Origin of the sequence: Kurthia sp. YJT4, from assembly GCF_030219945.1 — a bacterium.
In the GTDB taxonomy this organism is placed as follows: Bacteria; Bacillota; Bacilli; order Bacillales_A; family Planococcaceae; genus Kurthia; species Kurthia gibsonii.
Map to the genome: position 1 here is coordinate 1,221,097 of NZ_CP126689.1, position 20,439 is coordinate 1,241,535.

At 36.2% G+C, this 20,439-nt stretch carries 17 protein-coding genes, 1 riboswitch and 1 other annotated feature; of the genes, 13 read left to right on the plus strand and 4 right to left on the minus strand.

The features are described from left to right. Positions 1 to 237 precede the first annotated feature (237 nt). Positions 238 to 3,498 carry a CDP-glycerol glycerophosphotransferase family protein gene (locus tag QN089_RS05915; protein ID WP_285216239.1) on the plus strand — a complete coding sequence of 1,087 codons (3,261 nt, stop codon included), beginning with the start codon at positions 238 to 240 and terminating at the stop codon, positions 3,496 to 3,498. Between the two features lie 17 nt (positions 3,499 to 3,515). Here the strand turns inward: QN089_RS05915 and QN089_RS05920 are convergent, their stop codons facing one another. Beyond that, positions 3,516 to 4,574, minus strand: coding sequence for a bifunctional transcriptional activator/DNA repair enzyme AdaA (locus QN089_RS05920; protein WP_285216240.1), 1,059 nt, complete (start codon positions 4,572 to 4,574; stop codon positions 3,516 to 3,518). A gap of 168 nt (positions 4,575 to 4,742) precedes the next feature. Between QN089_RS05920 and QN089_RS05925 the strand changes: the two genes are divergently transcribed. Further along, complete coding sequence (locus tag QN089_RS05925; protein WP_068453917.1) at positions 4,743 to 5,003, plus strand: hypothetical protein; 261 nt, start codon at positions 4,743 to 4,745, stop codon at positions 5,001 to 5,003. Positions 5,004 to 5,071: 68 nt separating this feature from the next. Further along, positions 5,072 to 5,557, plus strand: coding sequence for a GNAT family N-acetyltransferase (locus QN089_RS05930; RefSeq protein ID WP_285216241.1), 486 nt, complete (start codon positions 5,072 to 5,074; stop codon positions 5,555 to 5,557). 111 nt (positions 5,558 to 5,668) lie between these two features. On the opposite strand, the gene QN089_RS05935 is transcribed toward QN089_RS05930, so the two are convergent. The 3 genes from QN089_RS05935 to QN089_RS05945 form a co-directional block, all read right to left on the minus strand. Further along, the gene (locus tag QN089_RS05935) at positions 5,669 to 6,703 is read right to left on the minus strand and encodes a C40 family peptidase (protein WP_285216242.1); all 1,035 of its coding nucleotides are present in this window, start codon (positions 6,701 to 6,703) and stop codon (positions 5,669 to 5,671) included. A gap of 239 nt (positions 6,704 to 6,942) precedes the next feature. After that, positions 6,943 to 8,463, minus strand: a complete 1,521-nt coding sequence (locus QN089_RS05940) for a flotillin family protein (protein WP_068453912.1) — start codon at positions 8,461 to 8,463, stop codon at positions 6,943 to 6,945. 117 nt (positions 8,464 to 8,580) lie between these two features. Then, complete coding sequence (locus tag QN089_RS05945) at positions 8,581 to 9,660, minus strand: iron-containing alcohol dehydrogenase family protein (RefSeq protein WP_285216243.1); 1,080 nt, start codon at positions 9,658 to 9,660, stop codon at positions 8,581 to 8,583. 178 nt (positions 9,661 to 9,838) lie between these two features. Between QN089_RS05945 and QN089_RS05950 the strand changes: the two genes are divergently transcribed. The 10 genes from QN089_RS05950 (at position 9,839) to pfkB (ending at position 20,430) form a co-directional block, all read left to right on the plus strand. Next, complete coding sequence (locus tag QN089_RS05950; protein ID WP_068453905.1) at positions 9,839 to 10,636, plus strand: hypothetical protein; 798 nt, start codon at positions 9,839 to 9,841, stop codon at positions 10,634 to 10,636. Between the two features lie 234 nt (positions 10,637 to 10,870). Beyond that, positions 10,871 to 11,053 (plus strand): hypothetical protein, encoded by a 183-nt coding sequence (locus QN089_RS05955; protein ID WP_068453904.1) that lies wholly within the window; start codon positions 10,871 to 10,873, stop codon positions 11,051 to 11,053. A gap of 91 nt (positions 11,054 to 11,144) precedes the next feature. Continuing rightward, entirely contained in the window at positions 11,145 to 11,858 is a 714-nt protein-coding gene (locus tag QN089_RS05960; protein ID WP_285216244.1) for a Fe-S oxidoreductase, read from the plus strand. A gap of 15 nt (positions 11,859 to 11,873) precedes the next feature. Further along, on the plus strand, positions 11,874 to 12,386 hold the full coding sequence (locus tag QN089_RS05965) for a GNAT family N-acetyltransferase (RefSeq protein ID WP_087682537.1): 513 nt from the start codon (positions 11,874 to 11,876) through the stop codon (positions 12,384 to 12,386). Between the two features lie 643 nt (positions 12,387 to 13,029). Continuing rightward, positions 13,030 to 13,262, plus strand: a binding site (T-box leader). 61 nt (positions 13,263 to 13,323) lie between these two features. Then, a complete protein-coding gene (locus tag QN089_RS05970; protein WP_068453900.1) occupies positions 13,324 to 14,898 on the plus strand; it encodes a 2-isopropylmalate synthase in 1,575 nt (524 codons plus the stop codon). A 67-nt stretch (positions 14,899 to 14,965) separates the two neighbouring features. Continuing rightward, positions 14,966 to 15,069: riboswitch (TPP riboswitch) on the plus strand. A 99-nt stretch (positions 15,070 to 15,168) separates the two neighbouring features. Then, entirely contained in the window at positions 15,169 to 15,867 is a 699-nt protein-coding gene (gene tenA / locus QN089_RS05975; protein ID WP_285216245.1) for a thiaminase II, read from the plus strand. 106 nt (positions 15,868 to 15,973) lie between these two features. Next, positions 15,974 to 17,788 (plus strand): sensor domain-containing diguanylate cyclase, encoded by a 1,815-nt coding sequence (locus QN089_RS05980; RefSeq protein ID WP_285216246.1) that lies wholly within the window; start codon positions 15,974 to 15,976, stop codon positions 17,786 to 17,788. A gap of 123 nt (positions 17,789 to 17,911) precedes the next feature. Beyond that, positions 17,912 to 18,343: a MarR family winged helix-turn-helix transcriptional regulator gene (locus QN089_RS05985; protein WP_087680538.1), complete on the plus strand. Its 432-nt coding sequence runs from the start codon at positions 17,912 to 17,914 to the stop codon at positions 18,341 to 18,343. An 18-nt stretch (positions 18,344 to 18,361) separates the two neighbouring features. Then, positions 18,362 to 19,348, plus strand: a complete 987-nt coding sequence (locus QN089_RS05990; RefSeq protein WP_285216247.1) for a ring-cleaving dioxygenase — start codon at positions 18,362 to 18,364, stop codon at positions 19,346 to 19,348. Between the two features lie 167 nt (positions 19,349 to 19,515). After that, entirely contained in the window at positions 19,516 to 20,430 is a 915-nt protein-coding gene (gene pfkB, locus QN089_RS05995; RefSeq protein WP_068453890.1) for a 1-phosphofructokinase, read from the plus strand. The last annotated feature ends 9 nt before the right edge of the window (positions 20,431 to 20,439 follow it).

Genomic DNA, 20,439 nt, shown 5'->3' on the forward strand with positions numbered 1-20,439 from the left:
ACGTTATATAACAGGTATAAAAAAACAAAATAGTAAAAATATTAACTATATGAGTATAACAAAAAGTTCGTTTTCCAATACATAGTTGTAAAGAGAATGTAATATAAATGTAAAAATGTTCTACAGATTTTCAATTTAATAATGATATAATATGATGGATTAATTATAATCTTATATAATTATTAATTTTATATGTATGGAAAAATGACGTTTTGTTTGAAAACTAGGAGAGATTAGATGTTTATATTAGAGCAAAATAAAAACACCTTTCATATTACATTAGAAGAATTATCACAAGGTGCTTATCAATATATACTTTTAAAAAATCGTGAGTGTGTCATCACGATTCCAATCACTTCTTTACAAGTGACGATTGAAGAAAGATATTTTGAACAATGGTTTGAACAATATGGCACAACAGATGCTATTTTAACAATTGCATATTTATACCCTTTAGAAGACGAGGAACAGGCTTTACGTAAAGATCGTGTGGTTGAAGTAGATGGCGAATTATTTGAACAACGCTATCGTTTATTTAAACCTCATCGCATGCAATTGGAGTTAAAAGACTTACATACATTTCAGTTGAATGGACATACAATCGATCCGCACTTTACAAAAGAAGGTTACTTGGTCTTTTCTTTTGATGCAAATAAGCGTGCAACAGATTATTATGCAGCGCGTAAACTAACAAAAATTCACCCAACAAAAGATTATTTACATTTACAAGCTCAGCTCTCTGTTCGTAACTTACCACTGACTTCGATTGAATTAGAATTACAGTCGCGTAACACAGGTGAGAGTAGTTTTGTAGGTGTGGAAGCAAAGCTTGTAAAAATGCAAAAGAAAAAAAGTGGTTATGTCTATCACTATGAATTAAATGTGAAGGCACAAGAGAGTATTCGAACTCTTTTAAAAATAGTTAATGCGCAGTTTGATGAAGATGTATGGGATTTATGGTGGGTGTTACGCCAAAAAGATGTTCAAGATGTAGCACGCGTACGTTGTGGTATGCCACGAATTATTGTAGAACAGTTGATGAAAGGGCAAATCAATATTGCAGATAGTCAATATGTACATAATTTCGTCCCATATCTAACAGTAAAGGGACGCAATCTATCGTTCTTTTATAATCAATATACAAAAGAAGAATTTGAGATGTATCAAAAAGTATTGAAAAAAGGTCGCGTAAAAAAAGCGAATGAGCGTCCAATTTGGATTGTTGGGGAGCGTCCGTACAAAGCACAGGATAATGGTTTACGCTTCTTCGAGTATTTGCGAACACAGCATCCAGAGATTGATGCGTATTATATCATTCGAGAAGATTCGCCAGAACGCGTGAATGTAGAACCATATGGTAATTTACTTGACTATCGTTCAAAAGAACATTTTGATTTACTTGTAAAAGCAGATTATATTTGTGGAACACATCATCCAGATTTCTTGTATCCAAATCGTTCAAAAGAGTTTATGAAGTGTATTCGTGCAAAGCAAATCTTTTTACAACATGGTGTATTAGGTGTGAAAAATATTTCAGGATTTTACAGTAAAAAGATGAAAGATTTCCAAACCGATCTATTTATTACATCATCTGAACGTGAAAAAGATATTGTAGTACGCGATTTGAACTATGAAGAATACGAAGTAGCTGTAACAGGCTTACCTCGCTTTTCCCGTCTTTTTACAGATGATATTGAAGTGAAAAAACAAGTACTAATCATTCCAACTTGGCGCGATTGGCTGACGACGAATGATAAATTTTTAAAATCTGAGTATTTAGAGCGCTATACAGAACTACTTCATAATGATCGACTACTTGCACTGAAAAATCAGGGAGTAGAATTACTATTCTGTTTACATCCAAATATGCAACAATTCGTTGATTACTTTGATATACCAGAAGAAATTACAGTTATTCGTCAAGGAGACCGCTTAGTACAAGATTTATTAAAAGAGAGTGCGCTATTAATTACCGACTATTCGAGTGTAGCATTCGACTTTAGTTTCCTTCATAAACCTGTTATTTATTATCAATTTGATCGTGATCATTTCCTCGGAAAGTATCCATCACATCTAGATATTGATGCGACATTACCAGGGTTTATTACAGATGATGGTGAAGAAGTAGTAAATGAAACATTGCGTTCATATGAAGCTAATTTCCAAATGTCAGATCATTATAAGGAATTAGCTAATCAGTTTATTGCGAATCGTGATGTGTACTCGAATGATCGAATTTTTGAAGCAATTCAAAATATGCCGAAGAAAAAGCCAATCTATGATACATTAAAACACCATCAAGTATATGATGCGAGTATGAGAAAGTTTAGAAAAAGTAAGAAGTATTTCTCAGCAATGCGTAAAATGTATAAAGTGATGTCGAAAACACTGAAAAAAGATTCGAAGCTCATTTTATTTGAGAGTGGCGTAGGAAAACAAATTTCAGATAGCCCTAAAAATATTTATGATGAGTTGGTAAAGCGTAACTCAGATTATCGTTATATTTGGGTGTACAATGGTAAAGATGAATTTAAAAAATCACATACGAAAGTGATTAAGCGTTTAAGTCCTGAGTATTTTTATTACTTAGCGAAAGCGAAGTTTTGGATTAATAACCAGAACTTCCCAAGTTATTTAAAGAAAAGCTCAAAACAGACCTATATTCAGACATGGCATGGTACGCCACTGAAAAAAATGCAAAATGATGTAGAGGACTTTAAAGGCAAAGACCCTGGTTACTTAGCACGTGTAAACCAAGCGGTGAAGCAGTGGGACTATTTAGTTTCGCCAAGTCCATATGCGACGAAAGCTTTCCGCAGTGCTTTCCAATTTAAAAAAGAAGTTTTAGAGGTGGGTTATCCACGTAATGATATTTTTTATCATCCAGAAGAACAGCAGCAGTATATTGAACAAGTGCGTTTAAAATACAACATTCCAAAAGATAAAAAAGTATTACTATATGCCCCGACATTTAGAGATGATGATTTAGATGAGAATGGTAAACATATATTTAATATGCAATTAGATTTGCAAAAACTGTATGAACAGTTTGGTGATGAGTATGTTATTTTAATGCGTACACATGTTATTGTAGGGAATCGTTTACCAATCCCACTTGAATATCGTCATTTTGTTATAAATGTATCACGCTATCATGATATTCAGCATTTGTATTTAATTGCAGATGTATGTATGACAGATTATTCTTCTGTTATGTTTGATTTTGCGCATACACGCCGTCCACTACTATTCTTTACGTATGACTTTGATCATTATAAAGAGAATTTACGTGGTTTCTATATGGACTTTGAAAAAGAAGCACCAGGTCCTTTACTACGTAATACAGATGATTTAGTAGATGCACTATCGAATATGGAAGAAATGACGAAAACGTATGCAGAAAAATATGCAGCTTTCCATGAAAAATATTGTGGTCTAGAAGATGGACATGCAGCAGAGAAAATTGTAGATCGTTTTTTCCCAGATGCACGTAAATAATAAAAACGGAGATGAGCTTAATCGCTCACTCCGTTTTTTTCTGCTTCTAATGCGAGTAAATATTTTTTACGCTCGATGCCACCACCATATCCACCGAGATCACCATTTTGTTGAATAACGCGATGACAGGGAATGATGATGGCAATTTGATTTGCACCGTTTGCATTACCAATCGCTCGAACACTTGTGGGTCGATTAATGTTATGTGCAATTCCTGTGTAAGAAGTCGTCTCCCCGTAAGGAATTTGTTCAAGTGCATGCCAGACCTCTTGCTGAAAAGGTGTACCACTATACATGAGTGGAACAGAAAATTGTGTACGCTGTTCATTAAAATATTGCTCTAATTCTGTTGTGGTTTGTTTATGAATAGACGTGTTTCCTACTAAAATTCGTGCATCATATCGTATACGAAGACGTTCAATTTCTTTTTCTAAACCACGTCGGTCGATAAATTCTAGTAAATAGAGTGCTTCTTCTGTAGAAATGGCAATCATACGCCCAATTGGTGTTGCAATCATATTCATATAGAGAATGATTGAATTTGCTTTTTTAGGTGGGTTCCCCATAATTTTTGAGAACGCATCGTGGAATGCGCTTGAGGATTCATAGCCTGTTGCGAGTTGTTGATTTATAACTGTTTCACCTTGTGTAATTTCTTTGAACGCAATGCCCATACGGCGTGCGCGTGCATATTGTACAAAAGTCATGCCATACACTTCTTTGAATTTTCGTCTTGCAGTTGCCGAGTGGACACCAAGTGCTTGAAAATCAGCTTCCTTCCAGCGACGTGCAGGATCAGCTTCTACTGCTTCAACAAGCTCGCGTACTTCTGCTGGAATCTCTTGTGGATAAAAGAGCGGATGACATCTTTTACAAGGACGATAGCCAGATAGAAGTGCTTCTTCAGCTGTATGAAAAAATGTACAGTTTTCAAATTTCGGTTTTTTCGCTGTACATGTCGCATGACAGAAAATACCTGTTGTACGAATGCCTGCAAAGAAAATACCGTCATATGCAGGATTTTTATTTAATAAAGCTTCATAATACTCTCGTTGTAAAGTAGGATCTGTAATCATTTAACACGCCTCTTTTCGATAGAAGATACATTCATTATAAAGAAAATGAATAGAAAAAACGTCCGAAAAATGAACAACTAATTTTAAAATTTATATGGAATGGATAATAGAAGTGGATTTTTAGGGAATAAGAAAAATAAATTCAAGAGAAGAAAGGAGAAATGGCAGATGAATAAATATGGTGTTTTCTCGGTCGTTCTTTTTATTATCGCAACGCTTGTTTATCTTACGTCAATTTTCGTTTCAGATAAACTTTTCCCTGATCCTGTGCTGATTCTATTAACAATTATTGTCCCTTTCATTGGAATTTTGTGCGCATTAAAAGATACGAACAAGACACGAGCATTTGGTGTCGTAGCAAATTCACTTGTCCTTATATTTTCAGGTATTATCCCTGCGCTTGTCACATTGTTTAAAACATTATTTTAAAATGGGAAGGGGAGTGGGCTTCGTCCCAACCTTCTTTTTTTCTGTATAATAGATGTGAGGTGAGGAAGATGTACATAAGACAAGTAGAAGAAAAAGATTTACCCATGTTAGTAGAGATTGAACAACAAGGCTTTACACCAGAAGAAGCTGCAACAAAAGAAGCATTTATTCAGCGCATTCAACAAATTCCAGATACATTTTTAGTAGCAGAAAGTGCTGGAGAAATTGTTGGCTATGTGAATGGACCCGTCATTTCGAAACGGTATATTACAGATGATTTATTTACAGAAACGATGCATAATCCACATGAAGGCGGTTATGCGAGTATTTTGGGTTTAGCTGTTTCAAAAAAAGCACGAAAACAAGGGATTGCAGCAAAGCTATTGAAGGTATTTGAAGAACAAGCAAAGAAACATAAGCGACAAGGTGTTACACTGACCTGTAAAGAAGAGTTAATTCCATTTTATGAGCATCTTGGTTACACAAATGAAGGTATTGCAGAATCAGTGCATGGTGGTGTTGTTTGGTATAACATGGTGAAAGAATTTGTATAGTATGAAAAATTAATTTGAGTATAAGAAAAGCAGAAATCTCCTTTGTTGGACGATTTCTGCTTTTTGTTGCAAACTTTAAAAAGAGTGAAACACGGCTCTATTCACATATTATTAAAAACGCTTATAACCTACAAAGTGTGATTGCCAGTAGCTATTTGTAATATCATCAATTTGAACATGTGTACCAGAAGCGCTAACCATTTTGCCATCGCCAATGTAGAAACCTACATGTGAAATACCTGATTTATATGTTCCTTCGAAGAATACTAAATCACCGTATTGTGGAGTTGTTACTTTTGTGCCAAGTGTATAATAACCAGCAGCAGAAGTACGACCATAATTGAATCCAGCTTGTTTAAATGCATAATCAATTAAACCAGAACAATCAAAACCTTGACTTGGAGAAGAACCGCCAAATACATATGGAACACCAACTTGTGTTAATGCCGCTTTAGTTGCAGCAACAAGTGTACTTGATTGGCTTGGTGCTTGTTGTGTTTGTTGATTGTTTTGCTGTGTATTTTGTGTTGAAGTTGTTGGATTACTTGTTTGTACCACTTGGTTAGATGGTGCTTGTGATGTTGAAGCACCACGTACTTGTAATGTTTGACCTACATAAATCATTGTAGAAGAAAGATTATTTGTTTCCATTAATTGTGTGTAAGTTGTATTGTGTGCTTGCGCAATTTTAGATAATGTATCACCTTTTACAACTGTGTATGTACCAGAAGCTGTGTTTGCTGGTTTTGAAGCAGTTGCTTGATTATTCGTTGTAGTTTGTTGTTTTGAACCACTGACTTTTAACGTTTGACCAGGATAGATCGTCGTAGAAGAAAGATTGTTTAACGACATAATTTGTTGATACGATGTACCGTATTTTTGTGCAATTTTAGATAATGTGTCACCTGATACAACTTTATATGTATCTTGCGTTGTTGTTTTTTGAGCCGTTGTTTGAGCTTGCTTCGATGGAAGCGTTTTAGAAAGTTCGTATTGTAAGGCTTGTTTTTGAACTTGTTGTTGCTGCTCTTGTTTCATTTCTTGACCGCTATTTGCCATCGCATTTGCATCAGTTTGACCTGTTAGTGAAGATATAAATAAAGTTGAGCCTAATGTTAAAGAGGCCACAATTGTTTGCTTTTTCATTGAAAATAAACACTCCTACTTATTCATTTTTTGGAACAACTCTATCTTAACAGGTAAATATAACAAATAGATGATGTAAACATGTTATTTTCATAACTATTATATTAAAATAAGACGAAAATATAAAAAATATAACAAAAATATATCTTTGTTGACAAATAATACATGAAAAAAGCAATATAAAGTTATTTAAATAAAATAAAAAATCATCTGCATAAAGAGCCAGATGATTTTTTTAGTTATACAAGTGTTTGTTGTGCATCTTCTTCATCAATTGTTGTTTCAAATAGTTCCATGTCATCGTGAGAAAGTGCCACAGGTTCGTCGTCTAAACTCGCTTCTTTTTCGGTTTTACCGCCTAAATAATTACGTCCATATGAAGCGTTGGTTTCGAGTAAGTCTTTAATGTCGATCCCTGTTGTTTCTTTTAATGATTTTTGTACCATCGACATAACACCAACTGTATTTCCAGCAACGCCTTGTACACCGCCACCTTCACCGCCAAAGTCCATTACTTGTACATTTTTAATAGAAGCAAGTGGTTCTGCAACTGCGCGAGCAAAATCAGGAAGGGCTTTAATGAACATTTCAGCAATTGCCGCTTCACCGTATTCTTTCATGGCTTCAGCTTTCTTTTTAATAGCTTCAGCTTCCGCAATACCTTTATCACGAATCGCATCAATTTCAATTTGATTTTTACGTGCAATGGCGTCGTTTTCTACTTTTAATTGTAACTCTTTTGAACGAGATTCGGCTTCCGCTTGACGCTCTGCAATACGTGCTTTTGCATCATTAGCGATGACTTCTTTTTCAGAAGCGATTTGTGCGTCAATAATTGCTTGTTGCTTTGCTAATTCTTTTAATTCTAGTTGTGCTTTTTCACGTTCACGCTTCGCCTGTGTTTCTTTTTCAATTAAGTCCAGTTCTAGTTCAGCTTGTTTTTTCTCATAGGCTTGTTTTGCAATCGCTCGCTGTTCATTTAGTTCACGTTCACGTTTTGTTTTTTCTAATTCTAAGTCGTTTTGTGATTTCGTCTGTTCTAATTGTAAATCGGTGTGTTGACGCGTGATTTCAATGTTTGATTCACTTTTTGCACGTTCTGTTAACTGGGCATTTGTCGCCTTGTTTTCTTCAATTTGACGTTCTGCATCTGAGCGTGCGTTTTGTGCTTGTTTAGAAGACTCCGCCAGTTTTGTAATCCCTAAATTCTTTAAAAAACCGAGTTCAGAATCGTATTCGTCTGCATCGAGTACGCGGTCAAGAGAGAAATTGACCACATTAAAGCCCATAGATTGTAAGTCGGATTCTGACTTTTCTTGTACAACTTGAATAAAGTTTTCGCGTGCATTGTTTACTTCAAGTGCGCCTTGTTCTGCTACTGTTGTGCGCAATTTACCTTCTAAAATAACACGTAATTCTTTAGAAATTTCGTCAGGTGCTTTTCCCATGAACTGCTCTGCAAACTTAATGACAGCTTCTAGTTCATCGGCTACTTTAATCGTAGAAGTTGCATGAACGGTAATAGGTACTTCATCTTTTGTGAGAATACCTTCTGCTTTTAATGGAATTTGGAATGAATTGAGAGAAATCGTATGTGCAGATTGAAAAGGAGTAACGAGAACAGTGCCACCACGTACAACACGCAAGCGACGTCCATCTCTTATGTAGACACCAGGGTCGCCTTCTTTTCCGACGTTTTTCCCTGAAATAATGAGTGCTTCATTTGGTGCAACTTTTTTATAGCCAAATTTAAAAACCATACAAGAACCTCCATAAAAAGTTTTTTAAGGAAAAAATATCCTTACTATAAGGTTAGTGTAAGAAGAGGGAGGCGTCAACATGAAAAAAGGCACCTTTTTACAGAGTGCCTTGTATTGTTATGATTGTGTTTGATGATAAGCTTCTAAATCTGCGATTGCTTGTTTGTAAAGCTCTTTTGTAATGGGGTATGGTGAGCAATCGATATCAACCGTTGTCAGTGCTTTATCTAAAATACGCTCAACTTCTTCTTCATTTTTCACACCAATTTGTTCAAGTGATACAGATAAATCAACACGACGCATAAAGTCATATAGACGATTACGTGCTTCAATTTGTCCATCCATTGTTAAAAGAAGTAATACACCGTAACATACGATTTCACCATGTAAGTGTGATTCACAGCCTTCGACCACAGTAGAACCATAGTAGAATGAATGGGCTGCATTTGAATTGTAGTCGTTGTCGACTAATACCGATGTTAGAGCAGTTGTCATTAAGATATCCAAAGCCACTTGTTCTAAAGCGAAAGATGTTTTGTTTTCTGTACAAGAATCAAGTGCATCTTTGCCATATGTCATTAAGCGATCCGCACTATTTTGTGCCACTTGAACGCCAAGTGCATCGGTATAAGCAAGTGTTTTACCGCGCGAAGAAAAAGCAGATTCAAATTCCTTTGAAATGGCATCTGCAATTCCAGCCCACAAATAAACGCTAGGTGCTTCTGCAATAATCTCTGTATCAATGAAGCAATGTTTTGGCGGGGCATTTAAAAAGAATAGTCCATCCATTTCACCAGTTGCTTTATACATCACTGATACAGCAGTATTTGGCGCGCAATTTGAAGCAATCGTTGGGAATGTGAAAACAGGTTTTGCCATACGTTCAGCAAGCGTTTTTACAGTATCTACTGCACGCCCCCCACCAACTGCGAAGATCAAGTCTGCTTCTTGTACAGTCGGGATTGCTTGTAACCGCTCGACATGTTCATAGGTTGCATCGTCACCATAAACTTGTACATCCGTTAAAATAAAGTCAGTTTTTGCTAATGAAGCTTTGATTTTATCGATACTTTTTTCTAAAGCCGTTTGACCACCAATAATGGCGACCTTTGTTCCAAATGTGTGACAGATTGCACCAATTGCATCATATGCATCTGTTCCAATCGTATAGTTTGGTAAAAATACGCTATTTGCCATCTGAGTTGCACTTCCTTTTTTATTAAGTTATATCATCATAACATAAAAGCAATTGAATTTTCAGTATTTTTAAAAAATAAGATCTATATTTCAACTCATGGGTATAGTTTATTTTAGCTTTAAAAGACCGATATGAATTTTGTAATACCAATATTACACGAAAGAAAGAGGAGAGCATATGAAGAAATTTTTAGCAGTTGGACTTGCAACAACGTTATTATTATCAGCAGGTGCACAAGTAGATGCCAAACCAAAATTTATTGATAAAAATAAAAATGGCATCGAAGATAAGTGGGAAAAGAAGTACAAATTAAAAGGTAAAAATGTCGCAAAATTAGATACAGATAAAGATGGTCTAAACAACTTTGTTGAGTATAAGTTAAGTTTAAATCCAACGAAAAAAGATACGAATAAAAACGGTGTAGCAGATGCATTAGAAGATACAGACCGCGATGGAATCAGTAATGCGACTGAACTTGATTTAGGTTTAAAACCATATACTGCATATAGTAAAAGTAAAAAAGTAAAAGATGGTAACTTAAAAGATACAGACGGTGTGAAATGGTCTGAAAAAGTACGTGAACTTGAAATCTCTGTTGAGTCAGGCAAAAAAGAATTTGAGCTAGAGTACGAAAAGAAAAAAGGCAAAGCGAAAATCAAATTAAAACAAAAAGGTTATAATTTAGATCAAGCGACAGTTCGTGCACTTGTAACAGATTTACAAAAAGCAATTGACGATAACTTAACAGAAGATCAAATTTTAGATTTAATCCAATCACGTTTTGAGTTAACAGACACATACGAAATTGAAGTAGAACTTGAGTACATGAATGGCGATGAATTCGAAATCGAACGCGAAGTTGAAGTGGATGATGAAGACGACGCAGATGATGAAGAAATGATTGATGAAGATGACCAAGACGATGAAGATCAAGACGAAGACCAAGATGTAGTGGTAGAAGTACCGGCTGTTTAATAGAAGATAAAACAGGGGTTGCATATATTGCAGTTCCTGTTTTTTAAATTTTCGCAATAATTTTATTTGAAACGATAAAAGAGTGGTACAGAGATAGTAAGCGCTTTAAAGTAGTTAATAGTACATATTTGATTTTTTAGATGGATATTTTGAGCAATAAAATGTTTTTTTACTCAAAAATCCGATATACTATAGATATTAAATAAGTACAGTTGGAAAGAAGTGTTATAACAGATGACAAAAGAAATTTTGAACTTTGTTGATGAAATTCAAAGTCAATTGATGTATGACTTAGTAGACGGTGAATCGAATTTAGAACAGATTGCACAGCGTTTAATGGAGTGTCACCAAACGAGCACACGCGATATTTGCCAAGCTTATGAAGTCGTAAAACATGAGTTAGTCGGTACATTATAAGTACGTCGAAAAAGCAATTTCAAATGAGATTGCTTTTTTATTATGCTATGATTATAGTACGAATTGAAAATATACAATGAAGGTGAATTAAATGCCAGCACTCACGATGGAACAAGTTTTAACATTGGATGCACATCAAGTGTACACAGTAGAACCCAAAAGAACACTTTTTACATTAGAAAGAATTCGTAAAGAGTTTTTCCAAGAGGAACTGGGTGAGTTGATGCAAGGAATTACAGAAGCCTCTTCAAAAGCAGCAGCGATTTCGCATCTATCTAAAAAATATGCACAGTTTATCGCGATGCAATTTTATATGCTGACAGCGTATGATGAGATTTGGGACGGAAATGAACGAGATTTACAATTTGATGTAACAGAGGTGAACGGGGTCTTCACTGTCTGCATGTTCGCAAATCCTAATGATTGGCGCTATGTACAAGAGGGCGACCGAGCATCCGTAATGAAATGGATTTTGTGGAAACAATGCTATGAAATTATTCAGGCGCTACGTAATACGACAAGCATTTCACCGAAAGTATTGTGGGACAATCTGTTTGTCCAATTAACCATTACATATGCAAAATTACTGGAAGACCCGATGCTAGCTGATCGTGCAATGGACGATTTAGAAATGCTAGAAAGCGCAGAAGTATGGTCCATTTTCACAGACCACTCACTTTATTTGGATTATACCAAAGGACGAGCACCACAAGATTTAGTCGGACAACCGATTCGCAAAAGTTGTTGTCTGTCAAAAGATATACCGGGTGTAGGAGAATGTGGCTATTGCCCACTTGCCAATTAAAAGGAGCGTAACTACATGATTCGTAAAGAGAAAAAACAAGATGCAGAACAAATTAGTGTCTTATTGCAACGAGCATTTCAAACAGATCCACATAGTAATCAGAAAGAGCATGAACTCGTTGAAAAGTTGCGTGTAACAGATGCCTATATCGATGATTTAGCACTCGTGTATGTTGAACAAGACAAAATTATTGGATTTATTATGTACACAGAATGTTTTATTGGTGATTTTCCAGTACTCGCTTTAGGACCGCTCGCTGTTTTACCAGAGAAACAAGGACAGGGCATTGGTACACAGTTAATGGAAGCATCTATTGAACGTGCGAAATGGAGTGGGTTTGCAGCAGTTGTTGTATTGGGACATGCTGATTATTATGCGCGCTTTGGTTTTGAACGCGCCGATCAATACGGCATTCAAGCACCATTTGACGTACCACTTGAAAATTACCGTGTGCTGCCACTATATAAAGGCGCATTAACGGATATATCAGGTGTTGTAAATTACGCGCAACCATTTTATGAAGAATGAAGAGTTGGGGAAACCCAGCTCTTTTGTTTTGGAAAAAATGAAAATTAATATTGCTGAAAGGGACAAACTCACGCGCGAAAGGGAATCGTGTCCGTTGAAAGGGACAAACTCACGCGCGAAAGGGAATCGCCGCTGCTGAAAGGGACAAACTCACGCGCGAAAGGGAATCACCGCTGTTGAAAGGAACAAATTCGCGCACGAAAGGGAATCGCCGCTGTTGAAAGGGACAAACTCGCGCACGAAAGGGAATCGCCGCTGTTGAAAGGGACAAACTCACGCGCGAAAGGGAATCGTGCCCGTTGAAAGGGACAAACTGTCGTGTGAAAGGGAATCGCCGCTGTTGAAAGGGACAAACTCACGCGCGAAAGGGAATCGTGTCCGTTGAAAGGGACAAACTCACGCGTGAAAGGGAATCGCCGCTGTTGAAAGGGACAAACTCACGCGCGAAAGGGAATCGCCGCTGTTGAAAGGGACAAACTCACGCGCGAAAGGGAATCGTGCCCATTGAAAGGGAATCCCACCTGTTAAATGGGGTATCTTGCTCTAGTACTCGACATAATAAACAAAGAAAATTAAATATTTTCTGAAAATTGGTTGACTTTGCTTTTTTAATGGTATATTATTCTAAACAATCAGATAATTCAAACAAGCAAAGATTGAAAGTAGTAGAGAAGTGTTCCATCTTTAGAGAGCTAACGGTTGGTGAAAGTTAGTGATGTACATTCTTGAACTCGTTCATGAGCACATAACCTGAACAATCGAGTAAGGTTATACGGATTCCTCCGTTATCAGGATTAAGATGAAAATCTTAAATAAGTGGGATTGTGTGATGCAATCCAAGTAGAGTGGTACCGCGAGTAATGTCTCGTCTCTAGTAGCTAGCGATAGCTATATAGAGGCGGGACTTTTTTTATTATACAGAAAAGAGGGAAAAATTATGTCGAAAAAAATCTGGCTATTTGATACAACATTACGTGATGGAGAACAAGTTCCGGGAGCGAAATTGAACTTATATGAAAAATTAGAAGTGGCACATCAATTAAAAAAATTACAAGTAGATATCATCGAAGCAGGGTTCCCCGCTTCATCAGAAGGTGACTTCAATGCAGTAAAGCAAATCGCACAAAAAGTTGGTAACACAGACGATATTATGATCACAGCTTTAGCGCGTGCAGTGAAAGCGGATATTGATTCAGTTTACAATGCTGTAAAATACGCAGAAAATCCAATGATTCACATGGTACTTGGTACATCGGATATTCACGTAGAGAAAAAATTCTCAAAATCAAAAGATCAAATTCTACAAATTGGTGTAGATGCAGTAAAATACGCAAAAACACTTTTACCACAAGTACAATATTCAACAGAAGATGCATCGCGTTCTGATTTTGAATATCTATGGAAAACAATTGAAGCGGTCATGAAAGCTGGCGCAACGATGATTAATGTACCAGATACAGTTGGATATGCAGTACCAGAAGAATTCGGTGAAATGATTGGTAAATTAAATGACCGTATGAAAAACTTAGATGATTCTGTATTACTAAGTGTTCACTGTCATAACGACTTAGGTATGGCGACAGCGAATACACTTGCGGCAATTAAAAATGGTGCGGATAAAGTAGAGTGTACAATTAATGGAATCGGTGAGCGTGCGGGTAACGCAGCACTTGAAGAAGTCGTGATGGCACTATCAACACGTTCAAATTATTTCAATGCACATACCCGAGTCAACAAGAAAGAGATTATGAACACATCGCGCATCGTTTCGAGCTTAATGGGACTTGATGTACAAGTAAATAAAGCAATCACAGGCGACAATGCCTTTGCGCATTCATCTGGTATTCACCAAGATGGTCTATTAAAATCACGTGATGCTTATGAAATCGTGAGCCCAACAGAGGTTGGTTTAGACGATATGGAATTAGTATTAACAGCTCGTTCTGGTCGTCATGCGGTGAAAAATGCACTTGAAAACTTAGCGTTAGGCAACTTAACACCAGATCAATTTGAAGAGGTTTTTGCGGATTTCTTAAAGTTGGCTGATACGAAAAAAGAAGTGTATAACCACGACCTATTCATTTTAGTAGAAAATTATTTCAAACGTACAAATGAAGATGCAAAAGTTGCGCTTCATAGTGATGCTTTCTACCACTTAGAAGACATTCAAGTGATTTCGAATCAAATCTTCCCGTCTGCAAGTGTGAAGGTACGTCGCGGTGAGGAAGTACTGAAAGCAGCGACAGTTGGCTCAGGTTCAATTGATGCATTGTATTCAGCGCTACAAGAAGTAACAGCATTCGAAGTAAAGCTACTTGAATACAAAATTTCAAGTGTGACACGCGGTAAAGAAGCTATCGGTAAAGTGAAGTTACAAGTTGAATATGAAGGCGAAACATATATTGCAAAAGCTTCTGATACAGATGTCATTAAAGCGAGTGCACTTGCTTATATTAATGCGATTAATACGATTGTTGTCGATCAGTTCATCTCGATTCCAGAACCTGTTTAAAAAATCGCTTGACTTTCCAATTGTTGTCATAGATGATAGGTGTGTACTAACAATTAAATACACAAACAATCACTACTAGGGGTGCCATATAAAATTGGCTGAGAGAGCAGTAGCTTAACCCTCTAACTTGATACAGTTCGCACTGTCGTAAGGAAGAAGTGACATTTTTAGCATATTATTTGCAGGTCATTCTCCGTCTTTTACGATTTTCGTAATGCGGTGAGTGGCCTTTTTGTTTCCTTCGTGTTTGTGAAAAGGGAGAGAAAAAAGATGAAGTTTTCAGAGCAATTAATTGAGGAAATTCGACCGATTTGGCGTGCAAATCACGCACATCCATTCGTACAAGGAATTGGTCACGGAACATTAGAACCAGAGAAATTCCGTCACTACATGATTCAAGATTATTTATATTTAATTCAATATGCAAAAGTATTTGCGATTGGGATTCAAAAAGCACGCGATTTAGATGTTATGACACGCTTGTCAGCTTCAGTCCATCATACGTTATCAATTGAGATGGCCTTACATCGTAAATATGCAGAGCGTTTTGGGATTTCAGAGCAAGAGATGCGTGAAGCAAAAGAAGCGCCGACAACGATAGCTTATACTCGTTATATGTTATCAGAAGCGCAGAATGGCTCACTTGCGCATGTGATCGCAGCTATCTTACCATGTGCTTGGAGCTATTTAGAGATTGGACGTGAACTCGCACAAATTCCTGGAGCTGTCGATCATCCACTTTACGGTGACTGGGTGCGTATGTATAGTGAACCGACATTTGAACATAGCGCACAAGATATGATTGATTTGATGGATGAGTTAGCAGCTGATTTAACAGGTGATGAACTGGCACATGTTAAAGAAATTTTCTTACAAACAACTCGCTTTGAATATTTGTTCTGGGAGATGGGGAACACAATTTCTCACTGGCCTCAGGAACTTCAAGCTGACAAAATCAGTTCTATATAATAGAATGAACACCCACTGAAATTTATTCGGTGGGTGTTTTTTTATGAATAAGTAGTAATTTTATAAGAAAAAGGGAATAACTAACGGATGTAAAGGAGGGGCGTAAATGAAAAAATGGTTTGTATCACTTTTATCATTCTGTATACTTTTTATGACGTACGCTCCGATGAGTTTTGCTACCACAATGACAACACATGATTTTCGTCATTCAAATTACGATACTTTTTATGAAAATTTAAATGGAAACTGGAACTTTATACGTGGTGAATTGTTTGATCCACAAGATATGAAAGAAGAAATTAAGCTTGGAAACAGCGATATTGTCAAAGTACCTTATATGCTAAATCAGCGTTTAAATATTGACTCTGATCGTGCGACTTATAGTACAACGATTAAAGTTCCTGAATCTTTTGTTGGCCGCTATTTAAAATTTTATATACCTTTTCAATATAGTAGCTATAATTTATATGTAAATAATGTACTTATCAAAGAGAATGGAAGCCTCCTAAAAAGTAATAAGACAGCTGTACAACAAATGAAACCACAAATACCTAGTTTTCGCGTAGATCAAACGACGTTGCAAATTACGTTTCAAATGATTAGTTTTGAGAATGTAAGTGGTGGTTTGAGGAAAAGTATATCTATCGGTAATGAACAAATTATCGTGAAAAAGCAACAGCAACATGAGTTTTGGCAAGTCTTTTTAATTGGCTGTATTACATTAACTGCATGTATTTCATTACTTTTTTATGCATTTAGAAGAAAGCAAAAGGAATTTTTAGCTTATGGCATGTTTTGTGCAGCAACAAGTCTATGGGGTTTTTTCACGGACTATTATTTATATACAGCCTTTTTAAACCAACTAGATTGGAGCGTGGCTCTACGTCTAACATTTATTATGCCTCAAATTGTTATGTTGTTCTATGTAGGCTATGTATATAAAATGTTTAGCGAAGCGGTCCCGAAAAAATTTATTACTTTTTATAACTATATAATGATTGTAATTATTTTCTTTACGGCCTTTTCTTCTACGGTCATGTATCAAAAATTATTTAATATTATTTTGATTTTTATGTATGTTTTTTATATCTTTTTACTTGTAAGTGTTATTAGAAAAATAAATTGGCATGATTTGACACAAGTGATTACACTTGTGGGGATACTATTAGTATTTGTAGGGGCCATACATGACATGATTCGCGTTTCGGCAGCTGGAAATTCAATTCATCTTACTTTTATCATGCTAGGCATTTTTATTAGTATCCAGTGTATACTATTTTGTCGGAAATTTGCTCTACAATGGTTACAAGTTGAACAACTGAATAAAGAATTGATTTCTCTCAATGGATCTTTAGATGAAAAAATTCGCATCCGAACGAAACAATTGGAAGAAAGTAATGAAAAATTACGTGAACTAGCTTTATTAGATAGTCTTACAGGAGTTTTTAATCGTCATTATTTAAGTAGTAGTTTAGAAAAGTTATATAAACACTATAAAGACACGAAAGTACCTTTTGCTATTTTAATTTTAGATGTCGATGAGTTTAAAAAATATAATGACTATTATGGTCATATTTTAGGTGACCAACTATTAAAAAAACTTGTAAAAATTTTAACAGATGCGTTACCTGCTCGTGCGGAATTAACGCGTTATGGTGGAGAAGAGTTTGTTGTGTTGTTAGATGCTACGACTTATAGCGAAGCTTTCGATATTGCAGAGTATATGAGAAATGCAGTTGAAAAAGCAGAACTAGAACATTTAGGGCGTGAATGTAAAGTTGTAACAATTAGTGTAGGAGGAGTTGCGTTGACAGAAGCGCAATTTACTAATACAACTGAATTTTTAAAAATAGCAGACCAACAATTATATGAAGCAAAAAATGCAGGGCGCAACTGTGTTCGAGTAAAAAATTTACATTAGCAAACACAACTTATAGTGTGAGAATTCATGCTGTAAGTTGTGTCTTTTTTAATTGACAGTATTTTTAATCCATGTTATCTTTAATTCAAGATATTTTAATTCAAGATAAAAGGAGTGGATAAAATGTCAAAAGAATTATCGCTAAAAGCATTGACGGTTCTACTTCGGGCATCTCAGACAGTTGAAGAAGTATTGCGAAAAGACATGCAACGCTATCAGCTGAATTTAACAGAATTTGCGGTATTAGAACTACTTTATCATAAAGGAGATCAACCGATTCAACGCATTGGTGAGAAGATTTTAATTACGAGTGGCAGTATCACATATGTTGTTGATAAATTACAACAAAAAGGCTATGTCGAGCGCGTAGCCTGTCCAACCGATCGACGCGTCACGTTTGCAGCACTTACAGAAGAAGGACGCTCATTTATTGAACGTATTTTTCCACAACATGAAGCATTAGTTGAAAAGCTATTTAATGTTGTAGATGAACATGAAAAACAGCAACTCATTACAGCTTTAAAAACAGTAGGATTACACGCCAAAAATATGTAATTAACGGAGGAAATAATCATGAATCAACAATTAAAAGGTATCCATCACGTCACAGCTATTACAAGTAGCGCAGAAAAAAACTATGAATTTTTTACGAATGTATTAGGTATGCGTTTAGTGAAAAAAACAGTCAATCAAGATGATATTCAAACATACCATACATTCTTTGCGGATGACCGTGGTTCAGCTGGAACAGATATGACATTCTTCGACTTCCCAGGAATTCCAAAAGGAACACATGGTACAAACGAAATTTCACGTACAGGTTTCCGTGTACCAGATGACGCAGCACTTGAATATTGGGCAAAACGCTTTACACGTTTAGGTGTAAAACACGACGGTATTCAAACACAATTCGGTGTAAAAGTATTACCATTTACTGATTTTGATGATCAACGATACCAACTTGTATCAGATGAACATAATGAAGGGATTAAAAGTGGTACACCATGGCAAAACGGTCCAATCCCACTTGAATATGCGATTACTGGCTTAGGACCAATCGAAATTACCATTGCTGATTTTAAATATTTTAAAATGATGCTAGAACAAGCACTATTATTTAAAGAAGTCGCACAAGAAGAAGACTTTCATCTATTTGAAGTAGGAACAGGCGGAAATGGTGCGCGTGTTATTGTGAAACACGATGAAACATCACCAAATGGTCGACAAGGTTTTGGAACTGTTCACCATGCGGCGTTCCGAGTAGAGGACCGTGAAGTGTTAGACTACTGGACAAAACGAATGGAAGAAATCGGATTTAATACATCGGGTTATGTGAATCGTCACTTCTTTGAATCACTTTATGCACGTGTAGCACAAGGCATTCTATTTGAGTTCGCAACGGACGGTCCAGGATTTATGGGAGATGAACCTTATGAAACATTGGGTGAAAAATTATCACTTCCACCATTCTTAGAACCAAAACGTGATTATATCGAAAGTGTTGTTCGTCATTTTGATACAGTGCGCTCAACAAAAACATTTGAAAAAGAATACGAATAATGAACAAGCGAGAATCATCTTTATAGGTGATTCTCTTTTTTTATATTAAATTTCTTCTGAAAGGGTAAAGGTATAGCAGTTATAACCAAATAGCGTTTTAATCCCGAATCCAATCGGGTAAAAGGTTATAGATTAGAGTATTAAAAAAGAGATGGAGGGGGGATTCGATGATTTATACTGTTACATTTGCACCGTCAATTGACTACATTCCATATGTAGATGATTTTCAAGCGAATACGTTAAACCGTGCAAAAGAAGTAAGTTATTACCCTGGTGGTAAAGGCATTAATATTTCACGTGTACTCAAACGAATGGAAGTAGACGCTACAGCACTTGGTTTTGTCGGTGGATTTACAGGTGATTATATTCAACAGTTTTTACAAAGAGAACAAGTACCTTCTGCATTCATTCAAGTAGATAGTGTAACGCGGATTAATGTCAAAATTAAATCACAGCAAGAGACGGAACTGAATGGCCCAGCACCCACACTGCAAAGTCAAGAAATAGAGCAACTACTACATTTTCTACAATTACACGCAAAAGAAGATGATTGGATTGTAGTCTCAGGAAGTATTCCAGAAACGGTGACGGATGAGTTCTTTGAACAACTTCAAAAAAGTTGTGCATTAACCGGTGCAAAGTGGGTACTCGATACGTCAGGACCACGCTTAAAACAACTTTTACAATATCAACCGTACTTTATTAAACCGAATCAGCACGAGTTAGGTGAATTAGTAGGAGATACAATCGACACATTGGAACAAGCTGTAGCACATGCAAAAAAATTAACAGAACAAGATGTATCACTTGTAATTGTATCGCTTGGTGGTGAAGGTGCAGTATGTGTGAGTAGTGACACACAATTTCTGGCAAAAGCTCCTAAAGGACAAGTTGTCAATACAGTAGGAGCTGGCGATTCACTTGTGGCAGGTATGGTTGCTCAATTAGCACAACAGCAAAGTTTACAAGATGCATTCCGTTACGGCGTTGCTTCAGGTAGTGCTACAGCTTTTAAAGAAGATTTATGCCATAAAGAAGAAGTAGAAAAACTCGTTCCACAAGTCGAAATTCAAACAATTTAAGAGGTGAAA

What these genes read in the sequence shown, in the direction of transcription:
- QN089_RS05990 (WP_285216247.1), top strand. Translation starts at nt 18,362, where the DNA reads ATGAATCAACAATTAAAAGGTATCCATCACGTCACAGCTATTACAAGT.
- pfkB (WP_068453890.1), top strand. Translation starts at nt 19,516, where the DNA reads ATGATTTATACTGTTACATTTGCACCGTCAATTGACTACATTCCATAT.
- QN089_RS05955 (WP_068453904.1), top strand. Translation starts at nt 10,871, where the DNA reads ATGACAAAAGAAATTTTGAACTTTGTTGATGAAATTCAAAGTCAATTG.
- tenA (WP_285216245.1), top strand. Translation starts at nt 15,169, where the DNA reads ATGAAGTTTTCAGAGCAATTAATTGAGGAAATTCGACCGATTTGGCGT.
- QN089_RS05940 (WP_068453912.1), bottom strand. Translation starts at nt 8,463, where the DNA reads ATGGTTTTTAAATTTGGCTATAAAAAAGTTGCACCAAATGAAGCACTC.
- QN089_RS05945 (WP_285216243.1), bottom strand. Translation starts at nt 9,660, where the DNA reads ATGGCAAATAGCGTATTTTTACCAAACTATACGATTGGAACAGATGCA.
- QN089_RS05920 (WP_285216240.1), bottom strand. Translation starts at nt 4,574, where the DNA reads ATGATTACAGATCCTACTTTACAACGAGAGTATTATGAAGCTTTATTA.
- QN089_RS05980 (WP_285216246.1), top strand. Translation starts at nt 15,974, where the DNA reads ATGAAAAAATGGTTTGTATCACTTTTATCATTCTGTATACTTTTTATG.
- QN089_RS05930 (WP_285216241.1), top strand. Translation starts at nt 5,072, where the DNA reads ATGTACATAAGACAAGTAGAAGAAAAAGATTTACCCATGTTAGTAGAG.
- QN089_RS05965 (WP_087682537.1), top strand. Translation starts at nt 11,874, where the DNA reads ATGATTCGTAAAGAGAAAAAACAAGATGCAGAACAAATTAGTGTCTTA.
- QN089_RS05970 (WP_068453900.1), top strand. Translation starts at nt 13,324, where the DNA reads ATGTCGAAAAAAATCTGGCTATTTGATACAACATTACGTGATGGAGAA.
- QN089_RS05985 (WP_087680538.1), top strand. Translation starts at nt 17,912, where the DNA reads ATGTCAAAAGAATTATCGCTAAAAGCATTGACGGTTCTACTTCGGGCA.
- QN089_RS05960 (WP_285216244.1), top strand. Translation starts at nt 11,145, where the DNA reads ATGCCAGCACTCACGATGGAACAAGTTTTAACATTGGATGCACATCAA.
- QN089_RS05915 (WP_285216239.1), top strand. Translation starts at nt 238, where the DNA reads ATGTTTATATTAGAGCAAAATAAAAACACCTTTCATATTACATTAGAA.
- QN089_RS05935 (WP_285216242.1), bottom strand. Translation starts at nt 6,703, where the DNA reads ATGAAAAAGCAAACAATTGTGGCCTCTTTAACATTAGGCTCAACTTTA.
- QN089_RS05925 (WP_068453917.1), top strand. Translation starts at nt 4,743, where the DNA reads ATGAATAAATATGGTGTTTTCTCGGTCGTTCTTTTTATTATCGCAACG.
- QN089_RS05950 (WP_068453905.1), top strand. Translation starts at nt 9,839, where the DNA reads ATGAAGAAATTTTTAGCAGTTGGACTTGCAACAACGTTATTATTATCA.